At 62.4% G+C, this 25,776-nt stretch carries 20 protein-coding genes, 1 tRNA gene and 1 other annotated feature; of the genes, 10 read left to right on the top strand and 11 right to left on the bottom strand.

What is annotated here, in order from left to right; translation table 11 throughout:
- Window positions 1-423 precede the first annotated feature (423 nt).
- On the top strand, window positions 424-1,473 hold the full coding sequence (locus WJ35_RS01215) for a lactonase family protein (protein ID WP_069238636.1): 1,050 nt from the start codon (window positions 424-426) through the stop codon (window positions 1,471-1,473).
- A gap of 37 nt (window positions 1,474-1,510) precedes the next feature.
- On the opposite strand, the gene WJ35_RS01210 is transcribed toward WJ35_RS01215, so the two are convergent.
- The gene (locus WJ35_RS01210; RefSeq protein WP_069238635.1) at window positions 1,511-2,548 is read right to left on the bottom strand and encodes an AraC family transcriptional regulator; all 1,038 of its coding nucleotides are present in this window, start codon (window positions 2,546-2,548) and stop codon (window positions 1,511-1,513) included.
- A 240-nt stretch (window positions 2,549-2,788) separates the two neighbouring features.
- On the opposite strand from WJ35_RS01210, the gene WJ35_RS01205 reads away from it, so the two are divergent.
- The gene (locus tag WJ35_RS01205) at window positions 2,789-3,901 is read left to right on the top strand and encodes a fatty acid desaturase (RefSeq protein WP_069238634.1); all 1,113 of its coding nucleotides are present in this window, start codon (window positions 2,789-2,791) and stop codon (window positions 3,899-3,901) included.
- Between the two features lie 21 nt (window positions 3,902-3,922).
- Here the strand turns inward: WJ35_RS01205 and WJ35_RS01200 are convergent, their stop codons facing one another.
- The 6 genes from WJ35_RS01200 to WJ35_RS01175 form a co-directional block, all read right to left on the bottom strand.
- Window positions 3,923-4,543: an HAD family hydrolase gene (locus WJ35_RS01200; RefSeq protein WP_069238633.1), complete on the bottom strand. Its 621-nt coding sequence runs from the start codon at window positions 4,541-4,543 to the stop codon at window positions 3,923-3,925.
- A gap of 194 nt (window positions 4,544-4,737) precedes the next feature.
- A complete protein-coding gene (locus WJ35_RS01195; RefSeq protein ID WP_069238632.1) occupies window positions 4,738-5,604 on the bottom strand; it encodes a hypothetical protein in 867 nt (288 codons plus the stop codon).
- A 45-nt stretch (window positions 5,605-5,649) separates the two neighbouring features.
- Entirely contained in the window at window positions 5,650-6,306 is a 657-nt protein-coding gene (locus tag WJ35_RS01190; protein ID WP_069238631.1) for a TerD family protein, read from the bottom strand.
- A 90-nt stretch (window positions 6,307-6,396) separates the two neighbouring features.
- Window positions 6,397-7,413 (bottom strand): DUF475 domain-containing protein, encoded by a 1,017-nt coding sequence (locus WJ35_RS01185; RefSeq protein WP_010095831.1) that lies wholly within the window; start codon window positions 7,411-7,413, stop codon window positions 6,397-6,399.
- Window positions 7,414-7,462: 49 nt separating this feature from the next.
- Complete coding sequence (locus WJ35_RS01180; protein ID WP_060238111.1) at window positions 7,463-8,212, bottom strand: VWA domain-containing protein; 750 nt, start codon at window positions 8,210-8,212, stop codon at window positions 7,463-7,465.
- A gap of 9 nt (window positions 8,213-8,221) precedes the next feature.
- Window positions 8,222-9,334: a toxic anion resistance protein gene (locus WJ35_RS01175; RefSeq protein WP_069238630.1), complete on the bottom strand. Its 1,113-nt coding sequence runs from the start codon at window positions 9,332-9,334 to the stop codon at window positions 8,222-8,224.
- Window positions 9,335-10,102: 768 nt separating this feature from the next.
- On the opposite strand from WJ35_RS01175, the gene WJ35_RS01170 reads away from it, so the two are divergent.
- From WJ35_RS01170 to WJ35_RS30945, 3 genes are all read left to right on the top strand, one after another.
- Window positions 10,103-10,193, top strand: a tRNA-Ser gene (locus WJ35_RS01170).
- 1,013 nt (window positions 10,194-11,206) lie between these two features.
- Window positions 11,207-13,714 (top strand): type VI secretion system Vgr family protein, encoded by a 2,508-nt coding sequence (locus tag WJ35_RS01165; RefSeq protein ID WP_034194580.1) that lies wholly within the window; start codon window positions 11,207-11,209, stop codon window positions 13,712-13,714.
- Window positions 13,715-13,763: 49 nt separating this feature from the next.
- On the top strand, window positions 13,764-14,420 hold the full coding sequence (locus WJ35_RS30945; protein WP_155121838.1) for a hypothetical protein: 657 nt from the start codon (window positions 13,764-13,766) through the stop codon (window positions 14,418-14,420).
- Here the strand turns inward: WJ35_RS30945 and WJ35_RS01160 are convergent.
- A protein-coding gene (locus WJ35_RS01160; RefSeq protein WP_155121837.1) for an IS3 family transposase occupies window positions 14,417-15,654 on the bottom strand; the annotation gives its coding sequence in 2 pieces (ribosomal slippage) (window positions 14,417-15,363 and window positions 15,363-15,654; 1,239 coding nt in all). The two genes, WJ35_RS30945 and WJ35_RS01160, sit on opposite strands and share 4 nt — an antisense overlap.
- Window positions 15,257-15,373 (bottom strand) — a sequence feature (AL1L pseudoknot). (Overlaps the previous gene by 117 nt.)
- Here WJ35_RS01160 and WJ35_RS31725 point away from each other — a divergent pair.
- From WJ35_RS31725 to WJ35_RS29355, 5 genes are all read left to right on the top strand, one after another.
- A complete protein-coding gene (locus tag WJ35_RS31725; protein WP_196222081.1) occupies window positions 15,653-18,160 on the top strand; it encodes a hypothetical protein in 2,508 nt (835 codons plus the stop codon). The genes WJ35_RS01160 and WJ35_RS31725 overlap by 2 nt on opposite strands.
- Window positions 18,144-19,007 carry a hypothetical protein gene (locus WJ35_RS30940; RefSeq protein WP_155121836.1) on the top strand — a complete coding sequence of 288 codons (864 nt, stop codon included), beginning with the start codon at window positions 18,144-18,146 and terminating at the stop codon, window positions 19,005-19,007. The genes WJ35_RS31725 and WJ35_RS30940 overlap by 17 nt, the downstream gene beginning before the upstream one ends.
- Window positions 19,008-19,135: 128 nt before the next feature.
- Window positions 19,136-19,387, top strand: a complete 252-nt coding sequence (locus tag WJ35_RS01145) for a PAAR domain-containing protein (protein WP_034194581.1) — start codon at window positions 19,136-19,138, stop codon at window positions 19,385-19,387.
- Between the two features lie 699 nt (window positions 19,388-20,086).
- Window positions 20,087-20,452 carry a lysozyme inhibitor LprI family protein gene (locus tag WJ35_RS29360; RefSeq protein ID WP_072465541.1) on the top strand — a complete coding sequence of 122 codons (366 nt, stop codon included), beginning with the start codon at window positions 20,087-20,089 and terminating at the stop codon, window positions 20,450-20,452.
- 141 nt (window positions 20,453-20,593) lie between these two features.
- On the top strand, window positions 20,594-21,124 hold the full coding sequence (locus WJ35_RS29355) for a hypothetical protein (RefSeq protein WP_080484201.1): 531 nt from the start codon (window positions 20,594-20,596) through the stop codon (window positions 21,122-21,124).
- A gap of 56 nt (window positions 21,125-21,180) precedes the next feature.
- Here WJ35_RS29355 and WJ35_RS01135 read toward each other — a convergent pair whose 3' ends face one another.
- The 3 genes from WJ35_RS01135 to acs all read right to left on the bottom strand — a co-directional run bounded on the left by WJ35_RS01135 (window position 21,181) and on the right by acs (window position 25,600).
- Window positions 21,181-23,196, bottom strand: a complete 2,016-nt coding sequence (locus WJ35_RS01135; protein WP_069238628.1) for a sodium:solute symporter family protein — start codon at window positions 23,194-23,196, stop codon at window positions 21,181-21,183.
- 3 nt (window positions 23,197-23,199) lie between these two features.
- Entirely contained in the window at window positions 23,200-23,544 is a 345-nt protein-coding gene (locus WJ35_RS01130; RefSeq protein WP_060238091.1) for a DUF4212 domain-containing protein, read from the bottom strand.
- A 73-nt stretch (window positions 23,545-23,617) separates the two neighbouring features.
- A complete protein-coding gene (gene acs / locus WJ35_RS01125; protein ID WP_069238627.1) occupies window positions 23,618-25,600 on the bottom strand; it encodes an acetate--CoA ligase in 1,983 nt (660 codons plus the stop codon).
- Window positions 25,601-25,776 lie beyond the last annotated feature (176 nt).

Below are 25,776 nucleotides of genomic sequence, written 5' to 3'. Positions count from 1 at the left end.
GCTCCTTGCCCATCATCTTCCGGCACGCGAACCGCGCCGCGCAATAGCGCTGCCGATGGCGCGCGGTTGCGGCGCGTATTTTGCCGCAACCGCTTGTGGGTACGCCGAAAAGCTGCGCGGGGGCGACCTTCGCCGCGGCCTCTCGGGTAAACCCGTGACGCCACCTCGAAGTCAACGTCGTACCATGTCATACGACGACATACCACAAATACCCGTCCGCTACTCGATACACCACCGCTGACGCCACCCAAGGCCTTCGCCCCGCGCGTCGCCCGACTGGAGACTCCTTGACCTCGCCCGCTCTGCCCGCCCGCGCCGCCTGCGCACCGGCCGTCCCGAAAGTGAAGTCGCACGTGCGCCCGCTCATGCCGACCGCGCGGCCCGCCGACCCCAGCCTCATCACGCCCACCACGATGCTCCGCCATGCCGAACACTGACCGCCTGACCGTCATCGTCTCGAACGCCGTCGACGGCGATCTCGCCACCTTCTCGCTCACGTCCGACGGTGCGTTTGCGCCGCTCGCTCGCTACCCGGCCGGCGACGCCGTGATGCCGATCGCCGTGCAGCCCGATCGCGCGCGTCTGTACGTCGCGGCCCGCGGCGAGCAGCCGGCCATCGTCGCGTTCCGCATCGCGCCGGCGAGCGGCGCATTCGCGCGCGTCGGCGCGACCGCGATCGACGCGAGCCTCGCGTACCTGACGCTCGACGGCAGCGGCCGGTGGCTGCTCGGCGCGTCGTACGGCGGACACGCGCTGAGCGTCTACGACGCCGCGCGCGTGCGCGACGGCGACGGCGTGCCGCTGCAGGTGATCGGCGGCATCCCGAATGCGCATGCGGTGATCGTGTCCGCGGACGACCGTTTCGCGTACGTCAGCTCGCTCGGCTCGGACCGGATCTTCACGTTCGCGCTGGTCGAGGATGCCGACGGCCTGCGTGTGCTCGAACACGGCGAAACCCGCGTGCCGGGCGGCTTCGGGCCGCGCCACCTGCACTTCGCGCGCGACGGCCATGCACTCGTCGCGGTCAGCGAATTCCAGGCGACGCTCGCGACCTTCACGCGCGACGCGGCGAGCGGCCGCCTCGGCGACGCGCAGGTCAGCGCCCATCACCCGGCCGTCGCGGGGCTCGCGCACGGCCATGCGCGTCCGCCGGCGCCCGCCGTGCCGTCCGTATGGGCGGCGGATCTGCACCTGACGCCCGACGAACGGTTCGCCTATGTCAGCGAGCGGACGTCGAGCCAGTTGCTGTGCTATCGCCGTACGCCCGACGGCACGTACGCGCCCGCGCATGCGACGCCCACCGAAGCGCAGCCGCGCGGCTTCGCGATCGATCCGTCGGGGCGGTTTCTCGTCGCGTGCGGCGAGCGCTCGGAGCACGTGTCGGTGTATGCGATCGCGCCGGACGACGGCACGCTCACGCCGCATGCACGCGTGGCGGGCGGACGCGGTGCGAACTGGATCGCGATGATTTGAACGATCGGACCGCCGACGGGCCGCGCCGCCGGCGCGATCAGCGCCGCTCGCTCGGCGCGACGCCTGTCCAGCGCTTGAACGCGCGCGTGAAATTCGCGCGGTCCGTATAGCCGATGCGCGCGGCGATCTCGTCGACCGGCAGGCACGTGCCTTCGAGCAGCCGCAGCGCGTCGCGCAGGCGGATCTCGTCGAGCAGCGCCGAGTACGTCGCGCCGTATTGCGCAAGCTTGCGCTTCAACGTGCGCGTCGACACATGCAGCTCGCGCGCGACGTCGTCCACCGACGGATAGCCGTGCGCGCCGCAGATCAGCAGGTTGCGCACGCGCTCGACGATGCTTTCCGCATAGCCGAGCCGCGCGAGCTCCGCGTCGCATTGCTGCACGATCATCTGCGCGGTCTGTGCGTTCGCCGTGCCGATCGGCTCGTCGAGCAGCGCGGCGTCGCAGCGGATGCGATTCGCGCTCGCATCGAAATGGCAGCGCGGCAACCGCGCGCGGTAGCGCTCGAACCACGGCGGCTCCGGCCATTCGAAATGCAGCTCCGCGCGCGACTGCCACGTGCGCGCCGGCGCCGGGTCGAGCAGCGAGTTGAACAGCATCGCCGTCTCGACGAGGAAATTCTCGACCGCGAACTGACGCAGCCGGCCGAGCGGAAACGCGTCGTACACGTCGATGTCGACCGTGCCGTCGAGCTGCACGAGCCGCACCGAAAAGAACGGCACGCGTGTCGGCAGATAGCGGATCCCGAGCGCGATCGCCTCGCCGAGCGTTGCGCAACTCATCAGCCCGAAGCCGATCAAGCCGGCTTTGGTCAGACTGCTGCGCAGGCCGATCTCGATCGCGATCGACGGGTCGTTCGTCGCGTCGAGCAGGTTGAACACGATCGCCGCCTGCTGCAACGGCGTGATGCGCGCGTCGGGTTGCGCGAGCCGCTCACGCTCGACGCCCGAGCCGGCCAGGATGCGATCGCCGTCGATGCCGCGCTCCTCCGCCAGCATCAGCATGAACAGCGCATACGCGGAGGACACCGTCGCCTTGTGCAGCTGGCGCGCGGCATCCGGGACTGACTGGGCCATGCGGCGGACTCCCGGGCGGTTTCGGCGGATTGTAGCGTCGGCGGCCCGTGATGACACCGCGGCGCGCCTCTAGGGCGTGCTGCCTGCTGCCTGCTGCCTGCGGCAATGGCCGGCGCCCCGCACGCGATGGCCCGAAATGACACCGCAATTGGCACCGGCGGCCCTCGCGCGCGCGGCTCGTGCGGCCTATCCTGCCGGGATCGGCATTGCGCCTCACTTTTTCCACATGGATTCCGGTCGATGAGCCAACCCGCACCACCCGTTTTTCGCGACGACGCGGACAAGGTCGCGTACGTGCGCCGCGAGGTCAATGCGGCGAGCGACGCGCTGCGCGCGCGCTTTCCGTTGCTCGACCAGCAGAGCCTCGTGGGTGCGACCGTGATGGCCGTATCGGTCGCTGCGATGCTCGCGATCGCGTGGCTGTACGCGCGCGGCGCGATCGCGTGGTACGTCGCGGTGCCGGCCGTCGCGTTCGTCACGTCGCTGATTCACGAGCTCGAACACGACCTGATCCATCTGATGTACTTCAAGAAGACGCCGTGGGCCCATCACCTGATGATGGCGCTCTGCTGGCTCGCCCGGCCGGGCACGATCAACCCGTGGACGCGCCGCCGCATGCACCTGCATCATCACAAGGTGTCGGGCGGCGAATCGGATCTCGAGGAATTCGGCATCACCAACGGCGAGCCGTGGGGTATCAAGCGGCTGCTGATGCTCGCGGACGGAATGCTCGCCGTCGTGCTGCGGCCGCAGGCGATGCGCCGCAAGGTCCGCCGGTACGTGGCCGCGCAACCGGTGCGCGACGCGGCGGAGCGCGCGCAATTGCGCGTCGAGCAGGTGTCGTCGTACATGCCGCTCGGACACCTGTATTACGCGCTGTGGCATGCGTTCATCGTCTACCACGCCGGGTCGTTCGCGCTGCATGCGTTCGGCTACGCGGCGAGCGTGCCGGTCGTCATCGCGCGCGCGATGCACGTCGTCGATTTCGTCGCGGTCGTGTGGCTGGCGCCGAACTTCGTGCGCAGCTTCTGCATCAACTTCGTCAGCTCGAACATGCATTATTTCGGCGACATCGATCCGCGTAACGTGATCCAGCAGACCCAGGTGCTCAACCCGTGGTGGATGCTGCCGTTTCAGCTGTTCTGCTGCAATTTCGGCAGCACGCACGCGATCCATCACTTCGTGGTGCGCGATCCGTTCTATATCCGGCAGCTGACCTCGCGCACCGCACACGCGGCGCTGCGTGACGTCGGCGTGCGCTTCAACGACGTCGGGACGTTCAAGCGTGCGAACCGATGGGGTGCGCGTCGCGGTCCGGCCGGCGGCGCGCCGCACTTGCAGCAAGACGCGTGAGCACGGCATGCGCCGATCGCGTCATTCGGCGATGGGCGGCAGCGGGCCTTGTCCGCGGATCCATGCGTGGTTCGCGAGTTCGGCCATCTCCTTGTCGCCGCGGCTGTCGCCGTACGCGAACAGCTGCCGCGGCGGATGCTCGCCCCACCACGCGCTCAGCCGCACGACCTTCTGCGGCCCCCAGCAGTTCTCGCCGTCGAGCCGGCCGGCGAACGCGCCGCGCTCGAACGCGAGCCGCGTCGCGAGCACCGCGTCGAAGCCGGCCGTCTTCGCCCACTTCTCCAGGTACAGCGACGGCGACGCGCTGACCAGCACGAGTTCGTGGCCGCGCGCGCGATGCTCGCGAATCCGCTCGAGCATCTCGGGCCGCACGAGCTGCGGCAGATAGTCGTCGACGAAGCTGCACGCGAGCGCGTCGAGCGCGGCTTCATCGGCCGGTCCGAGCGCGAACCACGCAAACTTCGCCTTCGCGTCGCCGCGCGACAGCCGCCCCGCCTTCATCGCGGCGATCCACGGCAGCGCGCGCAGCCCCGCCCACGCGAAGCGCGGCGTGCCGATCGCGGAGCGGACGAAATGGCGAAAGCTGTCGGACGTGGTGATGGTGCCGTCGAAATCGAACGCGGCAACGATGCGGTCGGTCATGGCAACGGGAAAGCGATGAAATGCCGGGGAAGATAGCAGACTCTCGGCAAGACGCGCGAAACCGGATCGCGTGCGGTGGAGCATGCGGGGATGGTGGGGGCGCTGCTGGCGTCGATGGTGTTGCTGGCGTTGCTTGTGTCACCCGGCGTTGTGATCGGTGCTGTCGGTGCTGTCGGTGCGCTCACCGCCGCCGCTCAGCGCTGCGGCCGCGCCGCGGCCGCCGCCGGCAGCACCACGTTCATCAGGTGATCGGCGCGCGACAGCAGGTCGGTCACGCGCTCGTCGAGCCCGCGCAGCAGCGCCGGCTGCATGCGGATCTGCTGGAGCGCCTGCCCGACGATGTTGCGGCGGTCGAACAGCGTGCGTTCGAGCCCGGGGTCGTCGGGCGCGCGCACGACGTCCGCGACCGCGCTCAGCGCCGCGAGCACGACGACGAGGCTTTCGTCCGCGTGCCGGACCTTCGCGGCCAGCGCCTCGGTCCGGCGCGGGAAGAAGCCGAGCGACTGCTTGAGCGCGCCGAGCGCCGCGCGGTAATCGACGTGGCCGGATGACGGGCGGAACCAGCGGTCGAGCATGCCGGCCTTGCGCGTGGCCTGCGCGAGCAGGTCCGCCATCAGGTCGGCCGCGCCGAGTTCGTTGAATTCGCGCGTCGTCGCCGCGACGGCCTCGACGAGATTGCCGGCGCTTTCGAGCGCGGCATCGCCGATCGTCGCCACGCTCGCGAGCTTGAGCGGCACCAGTTGCCGGATGTGCCGCTCGATGCGCGGCGCGCAGTCGGGATAGAGGTTCGGGAAACGCGCCTGCGCGGCGCGGAAGCACTGCTCGAGCAGCGGATGATTCGATTCGCCGAACAGCGCGCGGCCGGGCGCATCGACGTGCGCCGCGCGCGGCGCACGCTGGGGCACCGGCCCGAACTCGAGCGCTTGCGGCACGGGCCGCGCGGGCGCGCGTTCGCCCGACGCGCCCGCGGCGGGCGGCGGGTCGAACAGCGGTCGCCCGACCGTGCGCACGGGCGTCGTGTCGAATTCGAGCGGCTTCGGCCCGTCGGACGGCTTCTTCATCGCGTGTGTCCTGCCCCGCGGCGGTTCGCTTGGCGCGGCCGCCGGTCAGACGGCGCCGCCGTAGGCCCGGACGAAATCGCCGAGGCCACGGTTGTAGCCTGCGCCAACCGCCTTGAACATGAATTGGCCGTCGCGCCGGTAGAAGCTGCCGACCTGCACCGACGTCTCCATCGAGAAGTCCTCTTCGAGCGCGTACTTCGCGATCACGGCGCCCGTCACCTCGTCGGCGATCTGGATGTAGCTGTTGCGCACCTGCCCGAAGTTCTGGCGGCGCGCTTCGGCCTGGTCGATCGTGACGACCACCGAGATTTCCTCGACGTCCGCCGCGAGCTTCGTCACGTCGATGAAGATCACCTCGTCGTCCCCGCCGCCGCTGCCGGTGCGGTTGTCGCCGCTATGGACGACGCCGAGGCACGTCGACGCCGGCATCCCGCGCTTCGGGAAATCGTCGCCGGGCTGGATGAAGGTGTCCTTGCGCTCCATCGTGCGCACTTCGCTGTTGTAGAACACGAAGTGCTGGTCGGAGATCAGCTTCGGATTGTTCTGCGCGTCGTACTTGCACAGGAACACCGACACGTCGAGATCGAAATCCGTGCCCGTGTCCGTCGCGTTCGCATCCCAGCCGAGGCCGATGCGGAATTTCTGCGTGCCGGGCGCCTCTTTCGACAGGTTGAGGCGGCCGCCCTTCGACAAATTGATCATCTGAACATCTCCTGCTGGAATTCCGCCGATGCGCCGGCGGCGAATCCGGGCCGCCTGCGGCAGCCCGCCGTCAATCGGTGCCGCGCGCCGTCACTTGCCGCCGGCCGTCGCGCGATCTTCCTTGCGTTGCGCGATGATCGACGACCACACGGCCGCGCCGATCGTCGCCGCGCCGATCAGGCCCGTCACGACCTCGGGAATCTCCAGCTTCACGCCGAGGAACATGATCGCCGCGAGCGCGCCGATCGCCCAGAACGCGCCATGCTCCAGATAGCGATATTGCGCGAGCGTGCCCTTCTTCAGCAGCACGAGCGTCATTTCCCGGATGTAGGCCGCGCCGACGCCGAGGCCGAGCGCGATCAGGAAAATGTTGTTCGACAGGGCAAATGCGCCGATAACGCCGTCGAAGCTGAACGACGAATCGAGCACTTCGAGATACATGAAGCCCGCGACGCCTTCGCGCACCACGCGCGAGCCGGTGTCCTCGCCGCCGATCAGGTCGCCGATGCCGTGCGCGATCACGAAGCTGATCACGCCGAACGCGCCCGCGAGCAGGAAGCTCACCTGCTCGGCCGACGGCACGTACAGCGACGCGATGATCACGATCGCGAGCGTCAGCGCGACCTCGAGCGCGGTGATCCGGCCGAGATGCCGCATCGGGCCTTCGAAGATGCCGATCCAGTGCTCGTCCTTCCCGGTGTCGAGCATGAACTTGAAGAACACCATCAGCAGGAACGCGCCGCCGAACGCCGACACCTGGTGATGCGCGGACGTCAGGATCGCCGCGTACTTGTCCGGCGCGTCGATCGCGAGCGTCAGCGCCTCCCACATGCCGATGTGGCCGATCACCGCGACGATCAAGAGCGGGAACACGAGCCGCATGCCGAACACGGCCACCGGCAGGCCGAACACCATGAAGCGGTTGCGCCACTTCTCCGACCAGTTCTTGAGCACGGATGCGTTGACGACCGCGTTGTCGAGCGACAGCGAAATCTCGAGCACGCACAGGACGGCGACGATGAGCATGTCCTTGAAGCCGCCGAGCCAGTACGCGACGACGAGCGCCAGAACCGTGAGCGACAGCGGGATCTTGAAATCTTTCAGCATGATGGGAATGTGACTCTGTTCGAAAAAGGGATGCCGTGCGGGCCCGCGCTTACTTCGCGCGCACCCAGTCGCAGAATTCCTGCGTGATCAGTTGTTCGTAGATCTGCTCGTCGGAGACGTCGAGCGACTCGAGATGCAGGAAGCCGACGTTCGGCATTTCGTCGGCGACTTCCGCGAGGAAGCCGAATTCGCTCGGATCGCCGACGCCGACGAGCGACCAGTACAGCGGGTAATGCCGCGACTCGGCCAGCAGCTGGCGCACGCGCTTGCGATCGTTCTTCGGGTTCTGGCCGTCGGTGACGAACAGCACCCAGGCCGGCAGGTGGCCGTTCGCCGGCGGGGGCGCGCTCGCCGGCGCGGGCGCGTCGTCCGCGCCGCCGAACAGCCGGCTCAGGAGGCCACGCTTGGCTTCGCGCTTGCGCGCCGGCTCCGGCGCGCGGAAGAAGAAGTCGACGATGTCGTTCATCACCGGCGCGTACTGCGTGCCGCCCCACTTGTCGACGTCGCCGTTCAGCACGTAGTCGGTGATGTACGCGCCGTAGTTGTCAGGCGTCGCGGTCGGCAGGCGGTCGAAGCCTTCGGTGAAGGTCCACGTGTCGACTTCGCCGTTGTCGTCGAATTTCAGCGCGATGCCGAGGATCCGGTCGTGCGTCTCCTGGATCACGCCCGACTTGTACAGCGCCTTTGCGGAGCCCGAGATGTCGAGCGCCGCGCCGACGCGCACCACGGGCGGCTTCAGTATCTGGCGTTTTTCAAGGACGATCGCGACCTTCGCCGCGCGTTTCTCAAGCGTAATCATGCATGCACCTCAGTTGTGCTTCGGAGCGAATCGGGTGATCAGGTCCTGTTCGAGCTGGCGCAGCCGCGGCGCGTCCTGCTCGCGCTGCCGCCTGCCTTCGGCGATGATCTGCGTGACGTCGTCGAACGCGCCGAACAGTTGCTGCTGCGCGTATTCGAACGTGTCGGTCGAGATCACCGGGCGCTGCGCGAGCTTCGCGACCTCCTGCGCATTCGCGCGGTTGAGGTCCGCCTGCGCGCGGATCGCCTCGTCGGCCGCGTCGTAGGTCGCGTTCGCGAGCGCCGCCGCGCGCTTCGTGCCGAGCTGTTCGAGGTAGAGCGCGAACGCGTTGGTCCACGCGGGGATCAGCACGGTCTTGATCGTCATGAACTTCGACGTCAGCGTGCGCTTCTGGTCCTGCTCCATCCGGATCTGCGGCGCGAGCTGCTTCGACATCAGCATCGCGCGGTCGAGATCGTCGAGCTTGCTTTCGAGTGCGTCGACCTTGCGCTTCACGTCGAGCAGCCGCTGCGCGCCGAACGCGTCGTCGGCTGGCTGGCCGGCCGCGAGATGCGCGCGCAGCGTCGCGAGCGCCGTTTCGCCGTGCGACTTCGCCTGCGCGATCTCCTGGTGCAGCGCGTAGTTGTCGTCGTACATCCGCTCGAGTTCGTCGATGCCGGCCTTCTGCCGCTGCGCATGGCGCTCGAGCTCGACGACGAGCGTGTCCATCCGCTTGCTGACCGACTCGTATTGCGACAGCAGCTTTTCCTTCGTCGAACGGAACAGCCGCGCGACCTGCGTGAGCAGCCCGCCCTTGTCGGCGCCACGCGGGTCCAGCCCCTTCGCGGTTGCAATCAGTTCGTTGAGCTTGTCGCCGAACTGGTCGGCGTCCGATGCGCGCACGCTCGCGAGAATCTGCTGCGAGAAGGCGGCGATCCGGCCGCCCTGCGCCGCGCCGAGCTGGTCGATCTCGTCGACGGTGATCAGGCGCGCGGGCTCCGTCGGATGCGCCGGCGGCACTCGAAGAACGTTGGCTGTGTTGGCTGCATCGGCCGCGGCGGATACTGCGACGGGCGCCGAAGACGGCATGGAAGGACGATCGCTGACCGCGTCGGATTTCTTGTCATCGAACAGCGGCTTCATGTGGCTACCACGTTTCCTTTTCTGCTTTTTGCTACGCGTTGTGGTGTGCGCAGATGCGCGCATCTGCGATTGACGTACGTGCTCTCTCACGTACGGCAGACGGACAATAAATGCCGACGCGCATCGCGTCAAGCGACGTGATTTTTACAATTTCCATTCGTTTTGTAAGGTATTGTGCGAGCTTGGTGGTGAAAAGGCTGCGGTTATTCCGCTATCGGGGCAGTTTTCGGGACTGCGGAAGGCGCACAACCTTACACGCGCGACGAATGCGAAAGAGAAATGAAATGTCGGGGTTCGAAGGGGTGGCGCGACGGATCGGTGGGCATTCGATGCTCGGAAGATGGAATGCTCGGCGGCTGGCTTGATTGACCGTGATCGGGCAATAAAGCGCGGCAGGCTGGCCGTGATGAACCGCGTAGTACGTCGAATTGCTCGTCACGATGAAGGCGGGCCTCATGCGCAGTAGAGCGAAGGGATTGCATTGGTCTGCGTGCGCAGTGTGCAGTGGATGTCGGCCGGCGTCGGGGGTGTCGACTTGGAGGTGTGCGACGCGCGATTGCATGCGTGTTCGCGTCTTCGCCTGGATGCGATCGATGCGCATAGATCGCCTGAGCCAAGAGAGCGCCGATGCCCGGTGGCAGGCACGACTTCCCTGGCGGGCCGAAGACGCATGACCGACCCCGGCAGCCCTGCCAGCGTGGGACGCTCTGCCGGGAAATCGAGGGGCTGGCGGGCCGCCGCCAGAGTTTGCTATACTCTCGGTCTTCCGGAGAGATGGATGAGTGGTTTAAGTCGCACGCCTGGAAAGCGTGTATAGGTTAATCGCCTATCGGGGGTTCGAATCCCCCTCTCTCCGCCAGAACACCCTAAAAGCCCTTGAGTCTTCAAGGGCTTTTTTCATTGGTTCACGACACTCGTTTCGCCAAGCGAGCCTGAGTTTTTCGTGGATCAACCCGCCTTCGCGCTACCTTCTTCGTACGTCGCTACATCGCAGCTCGGCGTTCTCTACTTCCGCCCAAGCCTCCGTGGCAGGCGTCACCGGCGAACGGTCAATTTCGTTACGCACGAGTGATCGCCGGACAAACTGGTACTCCTCGACGGTTCCTGGGCATACGTGTTCGAGCGCTCGACCCGTGCGCCGGCGCATGCAGGGAGAGTTTTTGATTGCAGTAAGCCCGGCACGAATGGCGAGCATCTCTCATTTGTAGAAACCGAGAACTGCTCAAGCTGGATGCAACCGTCAATCGTGGCTACGTCGCGATGCGCCAAGCCGATTCGAAAGAAATCTCATATCAGGACCCGATTCGGCTGGATCAAATCGAATGGCTCAGGACGGTCCGCAATTCCTGCGCAGACAGTGCGTGCTTACTCGACGCATATCGCAACCGAATCGCCTATATCAAAGGCAGGATATCAAGCACCCATCCGTCTTATCCGGATGAAAACTCCGGTCAGGAAAGTGACTGATGCTGGCGTACGTCCAGGTAGGGGGCGCGTGCGCACTCGTGCTCGACGTTGCCGACGGAAAGACGATGTGCCCCTTATCATCCGGTGACGGGATATGACGCCGCATCGAAAATCGGTAATTATTTACTCACCACATAACGAGACAGCCACAAAATAGTAAAAATTACATGCCCGATGGTTTCGAGAAGACTTTCAAAAATGGTTACCGGACATTTACCGTATTGAATTCCCTTTGATATGATCTTTCGCGCGATCAGCCGAGGCGCGGCTTATAGGATTTCCGCACCAAAATGAAAGCAAATCCAAATAAATCGTTATTTGTTTGAAAGATTCATTTGGCACTGACACAATTCCGGCGCCGGGATGTCGGATAACGATCGCGTTCTCGAGAAACGGGGTAATGGCATGAGCGGGGAAGTATTGCTGAAGGTGTTGCGCGGCGGTTACGCGCAGTTCGATCGCATCGTCAAACTCGACACGCCGCTCGGCGAGGACTGGCTCACGCCGCTGTACGTCAAGGTCAACGCGCGACTCGGGCGCAATTTCGAAGTGACCGTCGACGCGTCGTCCGTCATGGGCGACAAGATCAAGCTCAGCGCGCTGATGCTGCAACCCGTCACGCTGTGGATTCGCCAGACCGACGGCGGCTATCTGCCGATCCATGGCTATGTGCAGCGGGCTCGCCGCCTCGGAAACGACGGGAGCGTCTCGTATTTCCAGCTTCAGTTTTCTTCGTGGCTGAGCTTTCTGAAGCTGAGCAGCGATCGGCGCGACTGGCAGGAAGCGAGCGGCTGGCAAATTCTCACCGACGTGTTCGACAAGCATTCGCAGGCTTCCGGTAACTATGGGCAGGAACTGCGCGCGGCGATGCGCTCGTATTCGCACCGCGTGCAGTGGGAAACCGACTGGAATTTCGTGCATCGCAGCCTGGAGGAAGTCGGCGTATTTGCGCGCTTCGATTTCGCGAAGGATGGCAAGTCGCACAAGGTCGTGATGATGGACGACCTGTATTTCGGGCCGTCACTGCCGAATTCGGAGATGAAGTTCAGCCACGCGGGTACCGACGAGGATTTCGATGGCCTCACGCAGCTGAGCGAGCAGCAAGATGCACAAAGCGCAACGCTTGCGCTCGGCACCGTCGACTACAAGCGCCCGGATCTCGACAAACAAATCAGCATGCCGGCGGCCGACCTGGAAGATCTGCCGGGCCAAGGCGAGGATTATCTATATACCGGCTCACAGACCTGGGCCGAATCCGATGCCGGACAACAACAGGCGCGTATTCGAACCGAGGAATGGGCGTCCAGAGCAAAGCGCTATTTTGCGATCGGTAGTCCCCGCTACGCGCTGCCCGGCTACTGGTTCAAAGTGTCGGGGCATCCCGTCCTCGACGCATTGCCTGACGAAGAGCGCGAACTGTCGATCATCGCGAGCGATTGGCTGATTCAAAACAACCTGCCAGGAATGGACGCCCTAACCCGCTTCCCGCGCAGCCTGCGCAGCGAGATCGAACAGGTGAAGGCGGCCGGGGCCGGCGCGACTGTGAGCCACCGCGATGGCGGTATCGGATTCTTCCACGTCGAGATCGAAGCGCAACGCCGCAAGACGCCGTTCCGCAGCCCGTTCGAGCATGACAAGCCGGAGATGCACTTGCAGACGGCGATCGTCGTAACCGACAGCGACGAAGAAATCGCCACGGACGATGGCAATCGCGTGCGGGTCCGGACGTCGAACAGCCGGAACGATCGCAATACAAAGTCGACGTCGTGGATTCGCGCGGCGATGCCGGACGCAGGCTCGAAGCGCGGCGGCTACTTCCCGTTGCGCAAAGGTGATCAGGTGCTCCTCGGATTCGTCAATGGCGACTGCGACCGGCCCGTCATCGTGTCGCGTTTGCATGGGGGCGCGACGATGCCGGTGTGGCACACGCACGGCCTGCTGTCCGGGTTTCGTTCGCGTGAGTATGGCGGCGACGGCTTCAACCAGCTCGTCATGGACGATGCTACCGGTCAGAACCGGGTCCACCTTTACTCGTCGAGCTACAGTTCGCACCTGCATTTGGGCTATCTGATCGAACAGAGCGACAACACGCGGGGGTCGTTCGTGGGCAGTGGGTTCGACCTCAAATCGGAGGCTCATGGTGCGATCCGGGCCGTTCAGGGTATGTCTATCTCGACCCACCCCGCCGCAGTACAACCAATGAACGTGTCCGCGGCGACCGATCAGCTCGCGGCTTCGGAAGCCGTGCTCGAAACGGTGTCGCAGGCGAGCGAAACGAATCGGGCCGAGAGCTTGCAGGACGGCAGCGATGCGTTGAAAGCCTTTACCGAGATGACGCAGCACACGGTGCCCGCTGCAACAAAAGGCGGGCGCACCGCTGGCGGCGGGACGGGGAACGCCAATGGCTTTGCAAAACCCGCGCTGCTACTGTCGAGCCCGGCCGGCATCGGACTGTCGAGCCATCAATCGATTCACACATCGGCTAATCAGCAGGTCAATTTGGTGGCGGGGAAAAACGTTAACCTCGCAGCCGGGAAGTCGTTTCTCGCCAGCGTAATGGACAAGATCAGCCTGTACGCCCAAAACCAGGGAGTGAAAATCTTCGCGACGAAAGGCGCGATCGAGATCCAAGCTCAAACCGATGCGCTGACAATGCTGGCACAACAGGACGTCAAGATCGAGAGCGCGTCAGGGCGGGTGATCCTGCGCGCGGAAAAGGAACTGATTCTCAACGTCGGCTCCTCGTATATCAAGATCACGCCGAACATGATCGAAAACGGGACGTCGGGCCAGATTCTCGAAAAATGCGCATCCTGGGACAAGCCCGGTGCGTCGACCATGACGTTGCGAGACCCACTAAACGGTACGCCGGTGTCCAAACACGGCGGTTACGCGGACGATTTTTCTGGCTGAGCGGATGCCGGCTTTTGATGCACGATAACGACTTGCGATTCAATCTGACATGACGGACAAGCACCCTCCCAAACAACCGCCGAAAAAGCCTGAGCCGGACGCCAAGCCGGCGTACACGCCACTTGCATGGAGCTATCCGTTTTCTCCTTCTACTCAGGGAGGTGCATCTCCGGACACCACGGATCCCCTCACCTATATGCAGGTGCTTGCGACTGCAGAGGACGGCTTTTATCCACTGGGAGCAAGCGGGATCTGGCATGGCGGCATTCACTTCGGTCAGAAGACAGGTGAAGCGCTGAAGCAGGACGAGGGAATACGGGCAATCGCCACGGGAGAGGTCGTCGCTTATCGGCTCGACAAGGAATACCCCACGCTGACCTATCAGGACCAGCGCCACGCGCTGTACTCGCGCGGCTTTGTGCTGATCCGCCATACACTGCAATTGCCGCCCGCACCGAAAAAGCCCGAACCCGCGCCGGCACCGTCGAATGCGCCGACAGCACCCGCCTCCGGAAACAATGCGACTCCTCCGGCCCCCGCTCCGACAAAGTCGCCGGCGCCGTCCGGGCCGCCGCCCGGTGAAACGCTGACGTTCTTCAGTTTGTACATGCATACGCTCGACTGGAAAACGTATAAGGCGATGCTTGATCAGACCAAAACGGACAATGTGAACCGCACCGGGAATCGTGGAGGCTGGTTGGTTTAAGTTAATGCGGACACGTCAGCGGCATTTCTGAGTTGCCTGTAGTAGTTTGCCTCAGCTTCAGCAGGCGGGATATAGCCGAGCGGTTCCATCAGCCGATGACGGTTGTACCAGGCGACCCATTCCAGCGTTGCCAGTTCGACGGATTCCCTCGTTTTCCAAGGGGCGCACCGATGAATCAGTTCCGTCTTGTACAGGCCGTTGATCGTCTCGGCCAGCGCATTGTCGTAGCTGTCGCCCCGGCTGCCGACCGACGGCTCGATGCCGGCCTCAGCCAGCCGTTCGCTGTAGCGGATGCTGACGTATTGAGACCCTCTGTCGGAATGATGAATCAAAGTCCCGTCCTCACCCGGTTGGCGGGCGTACAGCGCTTGTTCAAGTGCATCCAGAACGAAGTCCGTGGTCATCGACGAGCTGACGCGCCAGCCAACAATACGGCGGGCAAACACGTCGATCACGAATGCCACGTACAGCCAGCCTTGCCATGTCGAGACATACGTAAAATCCGACACCCAGAGCTGATTCGGTCGGTCAGCCTTGAACTGCCGGTTGACTCGGTCCAGCGGGCGCGGCGCGGTCACCTCGGGAATCGTCGTGCGAACACGCTTACCGCGAACTGCGCCACGCAAGCCCTGCAGTTTCATCAACCGTCCGACCGTGCAGCGTGCCACTGCAATGCCTTCCCGGTTCATCTGCTTCCAGACCTTCGGCACGCCGTAGACCTGCATGTTGGCCTGCCAGACACGCTTGATCTCCGGTTGCAAAAGCTCATCGCGTTTCGCGCGGGCGCAGCGCTTCGACGGATCGCGAAGTTGTGCTGCATGGCGTCGGTAGCCCGACGGGGCAATCCGCAAGACCTTGCAGATCGGCTCGACCCCGAAGGTGTCGCGATGCTGATCAATGAAGGCCTTCAGGACTTGAAACGGCGGTCGAGCTCCGCCTGGGCGAAAAACGCGCTCGCCAGTTTGAGAATCTCATTGGTCCGGCGCAGTTCCTTGACCTCGCGCTCCAAGGCCTTGATGCGTTCACGCTCGGCCGTACTCACGCCATCGCGCTCTCCACGGTCGACCTCGTCGCGCTTAACCCAATCCAACAACGTCTGCGGCGTGCAGCCGATCATCGGCGCAATCGATTCGACTGCCGCCCACATCGACGGGTGCTCGCTACGCTGCTCGCGTACGAGGCGCACTGCGCGCTCTCGGACTTCCGGGGAAAACTTGCTTGGCTTCTTGTTCATGGCTCCATTCTCTCAAGAGTTGGAGCCTCCACAAAACTCGGGGCGGTTCAATGCGGCTGCCAAGGCGTCGCAGTTCACGCTTCCGCCGTATCTCGAAGTGGAGCGCTCGTATCGAGCATTGAAACCAAACGCGCAGGGCGTTCCGAAACCGAAGCCGGTCGATCCCAGCGCGGCGGGCGACGATTCATTGCCGCAACCAGACGGGAACGATTCGCTTCCCCAACCAGTATCAGGGGTCCGGGTTCGCATTATTCCGAACGGAAAGTTGCTCGGGTTGCTACCCGAGGGGACGGAATTGACCGTGAATGAGGCGGATAATGGCGGCCGGAACGGTTGGGCAAAAATCACGAAGATCATTAAAGGGGATCCGGTTGGCCCCATCGTCGGGCAGCCTCCTGATGTACAACTGAAGTGGGGTTACGTTTTTGTCTCAGAGCTCGAGCCGATTCCTCAGTCGGGCCCCGTCGATAAGGTCGTTGTACTCAAGAAGCCATACCCGGTCAAAGCGGGAGACATCGTCGCGCATATCGGACAATACCAACGGTACAGAGAAGCGAAGCACACTCCTCCGCTGCCGACGCGGCCATTGCTGCACCTCGAAGTTTTTGCGGGTCCCGACCTTCCGACGTTCATTGCCAAGAGCCAGTTACGCGCAAAAGAGTTGTCAGAGGCAGATCCGAATATGGAAAAGCCATTTTTGGAAATTCTGGCCGGCGCAAAACTGGTAACGAAGGTCCGGGAACCGGACTACGTTCTTCAGCAGACTGGTTTGAAACTGGCGCCGGTCAGCGATTCGAAATCGCGGTGGGTCAAGGTGCAGCCCAAAACTGTCAAGATGCCTGCCCCGCAGCCGGAGCCCCCTGCTCCGGCTGGGACCGGGAAAAAGCACAAGCCGAAACCGGCGAAAAAGCCGGAGCCCATCGAGACGCCGATCGGGAGCCCCTTTTGGATTGACAGCGGCGTGGTGCTGATCAATCAACTGACCACGGCACCCATCAAGGGTTGGAAAGACTTTCCGCTAAAAGTGAGTCAGGCAGACGGACCCGCAGCGGACTTTCGCAACGTGTTCCAGATCGTCGAACTCGAGAAGCCTGGCCCGCAAAACTTTGCCCGAGAAGACAAGGACGCGAGCGGAAAAGCGATACGCTGGTGGAATGTGACCCTGGGCACGAAAGACGGTGGAACGCTTCAAGGCTGGGCGCGCGAACGCGACCACCCCAAGGTGACGCTGTGTAGTCCGTGGGACTGGCCGGGGTTCGAACTCGTCGATAACAGTTCGACCACGATGGTCGATATGTTCAAGCGGTATCTGTTTGTCGCCGGGCTCGCCATGGGAGAGGATCAGGACAACTTCAAGCCTAGTGCGGACGCATTGGCCACCAGCGACCTTATCCAGAAGCTCGAAAAGGCAAGTGACACCAACCACGACGGCAAGGTGACCGCAGCGGAATTGGCGGACGCGCAGAAAATGCCCTGGCTGGCCGAAGCGATCTCGCACATTGTCGTGAAGAGCGAGAGCGAATGGGGCGGCAACATGGGCAAGTGGGAGGACATCACGCCTTACATGAAGCTCGTGCCATGGAAATGGCAGAACGAGATGGAGCGGATAAAGAAGCTCCAGTGGTGGGAAGAGGTTCAAGGGATCGACGCAACGATTCTTCCGAAAGAGCCGAAGCCATGGCATTTTCATCCGATCGGGTTGATTGGGAATTTCGCGTGCGGCGATGGAGACTGCATTCCGTTGGTTGAGGCCCAGCGGATCGCACTATTTATTTCGGCATCGTTCGAAAACGGAAATCCAAAATTTGACGGATGCGCCGATAATTTTGACGGCATGGGCATGTCGTTTGGACTGATCCAGTGGAATTTTGGAATGAATACGCTTGGCCCCGTCCTCAAAAAGATGCATGATGCCGACCCTCAAGCGTTTGAAGCTGCATTTGCTCCCGGAACGAATTATCAAGCCATCTGGAGCGCGATAATAAGCGGGGATTTTGCCGCCCAAAAAAATTGGGCGATTGCGCAACAAAATAGCAATAGGGATAATTGGCAGAAAACATTCAAGGCCATCGGATCGAATGAAAAATTTCAAGAGATTCAAATTAAAGAGGCAGCAAAATATCATCAAGATATTCTAAGCTGCCTGAAGCTCTTACGGGAACTGCGCCCCGACCTGATGAAATCCGTGCAGCTCGTTACCTACTGCGCCCTCTATGATTTATGCGTACAGCAGCATGACTTAAGCAAAGCATCGCATCAGATAGCAGAACGCGTTGCCACGGAAAAACCAGCCACACAGATAGAACTTCTTAAAATCGCAGTTCAAGAGAGAGCCAAAACAGCCAACCCTAAATGGATATTCGACGCCACCAGCCGGCGAATGGGAATTATACAACAGAAGCCATACCCACACCCACCAGTCAAGGGTGAGAAGCCCATGCCAAGAGACAACATCAATTTCAAATTACTTAGTGGAAAGGCGGATAAAAATGTCTGCGGATTGTAAAAAATCATTAATAAGACTGTTGCTCGTAATTGTTATCGCGACAAGTGCCGTAAATGCAATAGCGGAGGTAAAATACGATACCGTTGAATGTGGGCCTGGTGACGAATGCACAACGACCATCACCAACGAAGCAAAAAACCTGTGCCCGAATGCACCACTGCAGATTTCTTGGAACAAAAATAGCAGTTGGACGTTAGTATCATGTTCATGCAATTGTTCTGAGCAGGACAATAAGAACTGGTTTGTTGCTCGCAATGGATCGGTTATTGGCCTTGAGATTGGCCGCCGTTTTCCCCGATCATTTTTCTCGGAAAATCTAAGTCCAATGGTGCCAGACATCATGGCATCGCATTCCATGTGCAAACCGGCGGATAAAAAGATGATCGATCAAAGCACATTTATATTGCTCGACAAGCAACCATCAGCCGGAGAAAAGGATCCATATTGCTACGACACGATCTATGTTGTAGAAAGAGACGGCAGCATTAATTTCATCGAGGATGGTAAAAAAGTCAACAACCGATCCTATTTCTCTGACCTCAGCGAATCGGACAAAAATAGTTTAACAACCATCACCAAAAGAACACTTCCCTCATGGAAAGCCGCTGCTGATCACGAAAGCAATAATTATTTTTTAGTAGTGAGCGAACGTGCGTACCTCTATGACCGACCACTCCCTCAAGCCGCAGGAAAGGCGTACCTAATAGCTGGCGACAAAGTTGAAACACTGGGAAGCCCTCACGATGGATATATCAAATTTCGCTACATAGCGAAAAATGGGAAGATTATCGAAAAATGGGTGAAATGTATCGACATAAATTATCCCGACAATAAAATCAGACCATGATTTCATTTAGCATTCGACCACTCCAAAATTCCGCGATGCCCACTCAGCCTAAACACGAACTATTGCCTGCGCCACTTAGATAGGGAGTTGACTATTTGAAGCCTCTTCTCGGAAAACGAAGGACTGACGTGATGGACCTGATTCGTATCGGTGACGACACGGACCACGGCGGCAAGGTCGAAACAGCGTCAACTTCGATGCGCTTCGACGGCCGCTATGTCGCCCGCAAGGGCGACCGCGTATCGTGCCCGCAGCATCCAGATGTCTCACCGAACCTCATCGAGGAAGGCGACCCGTCGATGACGGACGACGGCATCCCGATCGCACGGCATGGCCATCGCGCTACGTGCGGCTGTCACCTGATCTCGAGTCTGGCGTGATTGGGAGATGGAACACCGCACGCGGCTCACACCAATCAGCAGTCTCGGAAAAACAGCCCCGCCTGCTGTCGAAGTCACCGATCGAGTCGTTAGGTGATACGGGCTACTCCGCTTCATAACACTGTGAACCACAAATCCACTTTTCATCGAACATGAGGATTCTTTACAAAATCGCAACGCTCCCCCTACTCCTGACCATTTCATGCGGAGCCCATGCCAGAGCCGATATCTGCAAAAACGAGCTAAGAGAATTGGTTGTACCTCCGCTCAAGCATGTTGCGGTGAACAAGAAAGACATTCACGTGGATATTGCCGATGCGGCTAACGGAGTCTATAGCATCAGACTGTACGTCGCTGCGGATAGCCCCGACAATCTTGACAAACAAGTTACTATCGGTTGGATAAACTTGGATAAGAATTCGATGCAAGCATTGGATCTGACACGAGACCCCGAGCATCCAGACATACTAGGAGTAGATGAGGTGAAATTACGAAAATTCATTTCGAATTGCATCCACTAGCCATCGATGGCAGCCTCGAACTGCGACGAACTCAGCCAGAGCAACTCGAAACCTGAAATTGACACATTTCCCCGGAATCCAGGATGCACCAATTAAAAGTACGCGCCTTCTGATTTATTCTGCCTTATATCACCTCGCAAAATTCCCGCCCAGGCCACAAACACAAATGCGACACCCGATGAATATCACGAAGAAAACCATCACACTTGCATTTATCGCCCTACCGGCAATCGCTTTTGCCGACGCAGCCATCAACAATGGGAATGCGTACGACGACTTATCACGCATCAATGCGGAACTAAATAAATCAAAAACCGAATTAAATTCGACATATCAAAAATTATACTTATCCACACGATACAAGAACGAGCTTCAGCAAGCGCAGGAAGCTTGGCTCGCTTACCGGAGCAAGCAGTGTACTGGGTATGTTGCAGCTGAGGCGTCGGCATCTCAAGGCATCGGCTCCAGCCTAATTACGAAAGAATGCCTCACTACGATAACAAAACAGCGGGTTGATTATTTAAAGACGCTGCTTCAAAAATAGTGAATTGAGCCAGCAATCGATAGCCAATCTTACGAAAATTAACGTCACACGAGCCGCACACCATTGACAAGGATCCGCACCTACACGATCCCCACCAAAAAATTTCGATAAATCCTCACCGGAATCCAGCCCGACAGAGAAATGAGAAAATTATTCATCACCCTCATCCTGACAATCACTTCCCTCATTCTGCCCGATGTTTTTGCAAAATCGTCAAACTCACAGCGCAATCACGCATACACCGGAGTAAAGATTGCATACGCAACGTCGGAGTTGACAAAATGCTCATTCCAATACAGCCCAATCAATTTTTGTGACGACGAGCACGTCGCCGCATACAACAATACGCTGAACTCGGCACCCGCTAATTTCAACGGTCACTACATAATTTTAGCGCGCCCGGAATTTGAGAAATACCACCAAAAGTCGGTTGTCGCGATCGACACTCAATCGGGATTGGCATACCCACTTCCAATTGACTCGTTTTCCGGATTCATGCACGGCCGCCCAACAGCCAAAGACGGAGGGCAGATAAGTTACTCTATAAACAGCAACAAGGTTTGCATCAGAGGCGCAATATTGGTCTACCGGTCGTTCGAAGAAGGAAACTTCTGCTTCGAATTTGTCGGAGACAAGTTCATCGGGCATCACACCGAATATATGTATCCTTAAAAGGCGTCTCCCCTGGTCCGCAAACTTCGCGAACCAAGATGGGGCGCCCCTCCCCCTCAAGGATGCCGAATATAATCCACCAACGCCCGCGTATACTCATCCGGCTCCCGATCGACCAAACTGACCGCGATCGCGACCGCAAACCCCGCCGGCACGCCGAACACGCCCGAACTGATCGGCTCGATCCCGAACCACGTCGGCCCGGCGAAGCCGGTCAGCTGCGCGAAGTACGGATACGTCGACACGATGTAATACACGCACACCACGAGCCCCGTCACCATCCCGGCGATCGCGCCGCGCGTCGTCGTGCGCTTCCAGAACACGCCCAGCACGAGCACCGGAAAGAAACTCGACGCCGCGAGCGAGAACGCCGCGCCGACGAGGAACAGGATCTTCCCCGTATTGAGCGACGCGACATACGACGCGAACAGCGCCACCCCGAGCAGCAGCACCTTCGAGATCGTCACCCGCCGCTGGCTCGACGCGTCGGGCGCGACCATGTGGTAGTAGATGTCGTGCGACAGCGCGTTCGCGATCGTCAGCAGCAGGCCGTCCGCGGTCGACAGCGCGGCCGCGAGCGCACCCGCCGCGATCAGCCCCGACACGACGTACGGCAGCCCGGCGATTTCCGGCGCGGCGAGCACGACCATGTCCGGCTGCATCTGGATTTCGGACCAGTGCACGATCCCGTCGCGAATCTCGTCGACGACGCCGATCAGGTCCGGCTCGAAGTGATGCCACTGCGTGACCCACGCCGGCAGCGCCGCGAACGGCCGCCCGACGAGGTTCGCGAGGATCTCGTACTTGATCATCACCGCGAGCACCGGCACGCTCAGATAGAACAGTGCGATGAAGAACAGCGTCCAGCCGACCGAACGGCGCGCGGACGCGACCGATGTCGTCGTGTTGTAGCGCGTCAGGATGTGCGGCAGGCTCGCGGTGCCGAGCGACAGGCACAGCAGCAGCGCGAGGAAGTTCCGTTCACGCGGCCGCCGCTCGTCGTCGCTCGCCGCCGGAAACGGCTCGTGCATCGGCACGGGCGGCGCCGCGCGCGCGAGCAGGTCGTCGCGCGCCTGCGACCACACCACACGCGCCGCCGCCGGGTCGCGCGGGAACTCCGCGAGCGCGCGCTCGCGCTGGCTGATCTCGCGCAGCGGCCCGTTGTGGCGGCGCAGATCGGCCAGCTGGTCGACGAGCCGCCCCCGCTCCTGCGCATACGACGCGGGCAGCCGGTCGAGCTGTGCCTGGATGTGCGCGGCCTGCCGGCGATAGGCGTCGCGCACCCGCTGCTCGTCGCGCGAATCGCGCACCTGCGCTTCGCGCGCGGCGACGCGCTCCATCAACTGCCCGTAGCCGAATTGCGGCACCGGCCCGAGCCCGTTCTTCATCGCGATCAGCGACACGGGAATCAGGATCGCGCTGATCAGGATGATGTACTGCGCGACCTGCGTCCACGTCACCGCGCGCATCCCGCCGAGGAACGAGCAGACGAGTATGCCCGCGAGCCCGCAGAAGATGCCGATCGCGAAATCGACGCCGATGAAGCGCGTCGCGATCAGCCCGATGCCCTGGATCTGCGCGACCAGATAGACGAACGAGCACAGGATCGCCGCGCCCGCCGCGAGCGCGCGCACCGCGGTGCTCGAGAAGCGCGTGCCGAGAAAGTCGGGAATCGTGTAGCGGGCGAGCTTGCGCACGTACGGCGCGAGCAGGAATGCGACGAGGCAGAAGCCGCCGGTCCAGCCCATCAGGTACGCGAGCGCGTCGTAGCCGGTCGCGTACAGCGATCCGGCGAGGCCGATGAACGACGCGGCCGACAGCCAGTCGGCGGCGGTCGCCATCCCGTTGAACGCGGACGGCACGCGCCGCCCGGCGACGTAGTATTCGACGAGGTCGGACGTGCGCGACAGCAGCCCGATCACCGCGTAGACGGCGATCGGCACGAACAGGAACACGTAGCCGATCCACACGCCGGAGCCGGCCGCGCGCTCGATCCGGCCCAGCAGCAGCACGAACCCGAGAAAGCCGAGCGTGTACAGCGCATACGCGCGGATCAGGCGACGCGTCAGCATCCGTCAGCGCCCGCCGCGCGTGTCGCCGGCCTGCGCCGCGTACGCGTCGTACGTGCGGCGCAGGATGCGGTCGGCGCGTTGCATCAGCCCGATGTAGATCACGATCAGCACGAGATAGACGAGGATCGCGCCTTGCGCGCCGACGTAGAACGGCAGGCTGAACCCGACGAAGCGCACGCCCGCGAGCGCGGGCGCGAAGAACGGAACGACGAACGACACCGCGAAGCCGGTCGCCATCAGCACGGCGATCAGCGCGACGTTGAAGCGCCAGTAGCGCGCATGCGCGCGCGCGAGCGGCGCGGGAACGGGCGGCGGCGCGACAGGCGCGGGACGGGACGGAACGGTCATGCCCTTGTGTAGCAAAAAGCCCCTGCGCGGGCAATCGGGATTGCCGCGCAGGGGCGCATGCCCGGGCGCGGGCTCAGCGCACTTCGGCGAGCTGGTCGAGGATCGCGGGGTTCTCGAGCGTCGACGTGTCCTGCGTGATCGTCTCGCCCTTCGCGAGCGAGCGCAGCAGGCGGCGCATGATCTTGCCGGAGCGCGTCTTCGGCAGGTTGTCGCCGAAACGGATGTCCTTCGGCTTCGCGATCGGCCCGATCTGCTTGCCGACCCAGTCGCGCAGCTCCTTCGCGAGCTTCGCGGCCTCTTCGCCTTCCGGACGCGCGCGCTTGAGCACGACGAACGCGACGACCGCCTCGCCCGTCGTCTCGTCCGGACGCCCGACCACGGCCGCCTCCGCGACGAGCTCGTGCGCGACCAGCGCCGACTCGATCTCCATCGTGCCGAGCCGGTGGCCCGACACGTTCAGCACGTCGTCGATGCGGCCCATGATCGTGAAGTAACCGGTGTCCTTGTCGCGCACCGTGCCGTCGCCCGCCAGATACAGCCCGCCGCCGAGCTCCTCAGGGTAGTAGCTCTTCTTGAAACGCTCCGGGTCGCCCCAGATCGTGCGGATCATCGACGGCCACGGGCGCTTGACGACCAGAATCCCGCCCTGCCCGTTCGGCACGTCCTGCCCCGTCTCGTCGACGACGGCGGCCATGATGCCCGGCAGCGGCAGCGTGCACGAGCCCGGCACGGTGGGCGTCGCGCCCGGCAGCGGCGAGATCATGTGGCCGCCCGTCTCGGTCTGCCACCACGTGTCGACGATCGGGCAGCGCGCCTGGCCGACGTGCTTGTGATACCACATCCACGCTTCCGGGTTGATCGGCTCGCCGACCGTGCCGATGATGCGCAGGCTCGACAGGTCGTAGCTCTTCGGATGGACCTTGTCGTCGGCCTCGGCCGCCTTGATCAGCGAACGGATCGCGGTCGGCGCGGTGTAGAACACGCTGACCTTGTGATCCGCGATCATCTTCCAGAAGCGGCCGGCGTCCGGATAGGTCGGCACGCCCTCGAACACGACCTGCGTCGCGCCGCACGCGAGCGGGCCGTACGTGATGTACGTGTGGCCGGTGATCCAGCCGATGTCGGCGGTGCACCAGAACACGTCGGCGGGCTTCCAGTCGAACGCCCACTTCATCGTCAGCGCGGCCCACAGCAGATAGCCGCCGGTGCTGTGCTGCACGCCCTTGGGCTTGCCGGTCGAGCCCGACGTATACAGGATGAACAGCGGATGCTCGGCGCCGACCCATTCCGGCTCGCACGTATCGGCAACGCCTGCGGTCAGCTCGTGCATCCACAGGTCGCGGTCCGCATGCCAGTCGATCTTGCCGCCGGTGCGGCGATAGACGATCACGCTCTTCACGGCGTCGCAGCCGCCCATCGCGATCGCTTCGTCGGCGATGCTCTTGAGCGGGAGCGTCTTGCCGCCGCGCGCCTGCTCGTCGGCGGTGATCAGCGCGACCGCGCCGACGTCGACGAGCCGCTCGTTCAGCGATTTGGCGGAGAAGCCGCCGAACACGACCGAATGCGTCGCGCCGATGCGCGCGCAGGCCTGCATCGCGACGATCGCCTCGACCGACATCGGCATGTAGATGACGACACGATCGCCGCGGCCGATGCCGCGCTGCTTCAGCGCGTTCGCGAAGCGCGACACGCGCGCGAGCAGGTCGGCATACGTGACGCGGGTGACGGCGCCGTCGTCGGCTTCGAAGATCACCGCGACGCGCTCGCCGTTGCCGGCCGCGACGTGGCGGTCGAGGCAGTTGTACGACGCGTTGAGCTCGCCGTCGTCGAACCACTTGTAGAACGGCGCTTCGGACTCGTCGAGCACCTTCGTGAACGGCTTGTGCCACGCGAGCGTGTCGCGGGCCTGGCGGGCCCAGAAGCCTTCGTAATCACGCTCGGCCTCGTCGGCCAGCGCACGATAGGCTTGCATGCCGGAAATGGCCGCCGCCTTCACGAGCGCCTCGGGCGGCTCAAACTGGCGGCTTTCGTGAAGAACCGATTCAATCGCAGACATCGACTACCCCTTGGTGAACATGAATCCTCTGATTGCCGGCGCGTGTCATGCGCGCCGCGTCTTGGTCGGCGCAAGCGCGCCGCTGTCTCCCACCTCACCCGCACGCGGCCCCGGGGCTGCGCGCGATGCTGCGCCGCACCACTTCGCACGACGGCATGCGCGTGGCCCGGCGTCTT

Origin of the sequence: Burkholderia ubonensis (assembly GCF_001718695.1) — a bacterium.
GTDB classification, from domain to species: domain Bacteria; phylum Pseudomonadota; class Gammaproteobacteria; order Burkholderiales; family Burkholderiaceae; genus Burkholderia; species Burkholderia ubonensis_B.
This window is presented reverse-complemented; position numbering and strand designations above follow the sequence as displayed.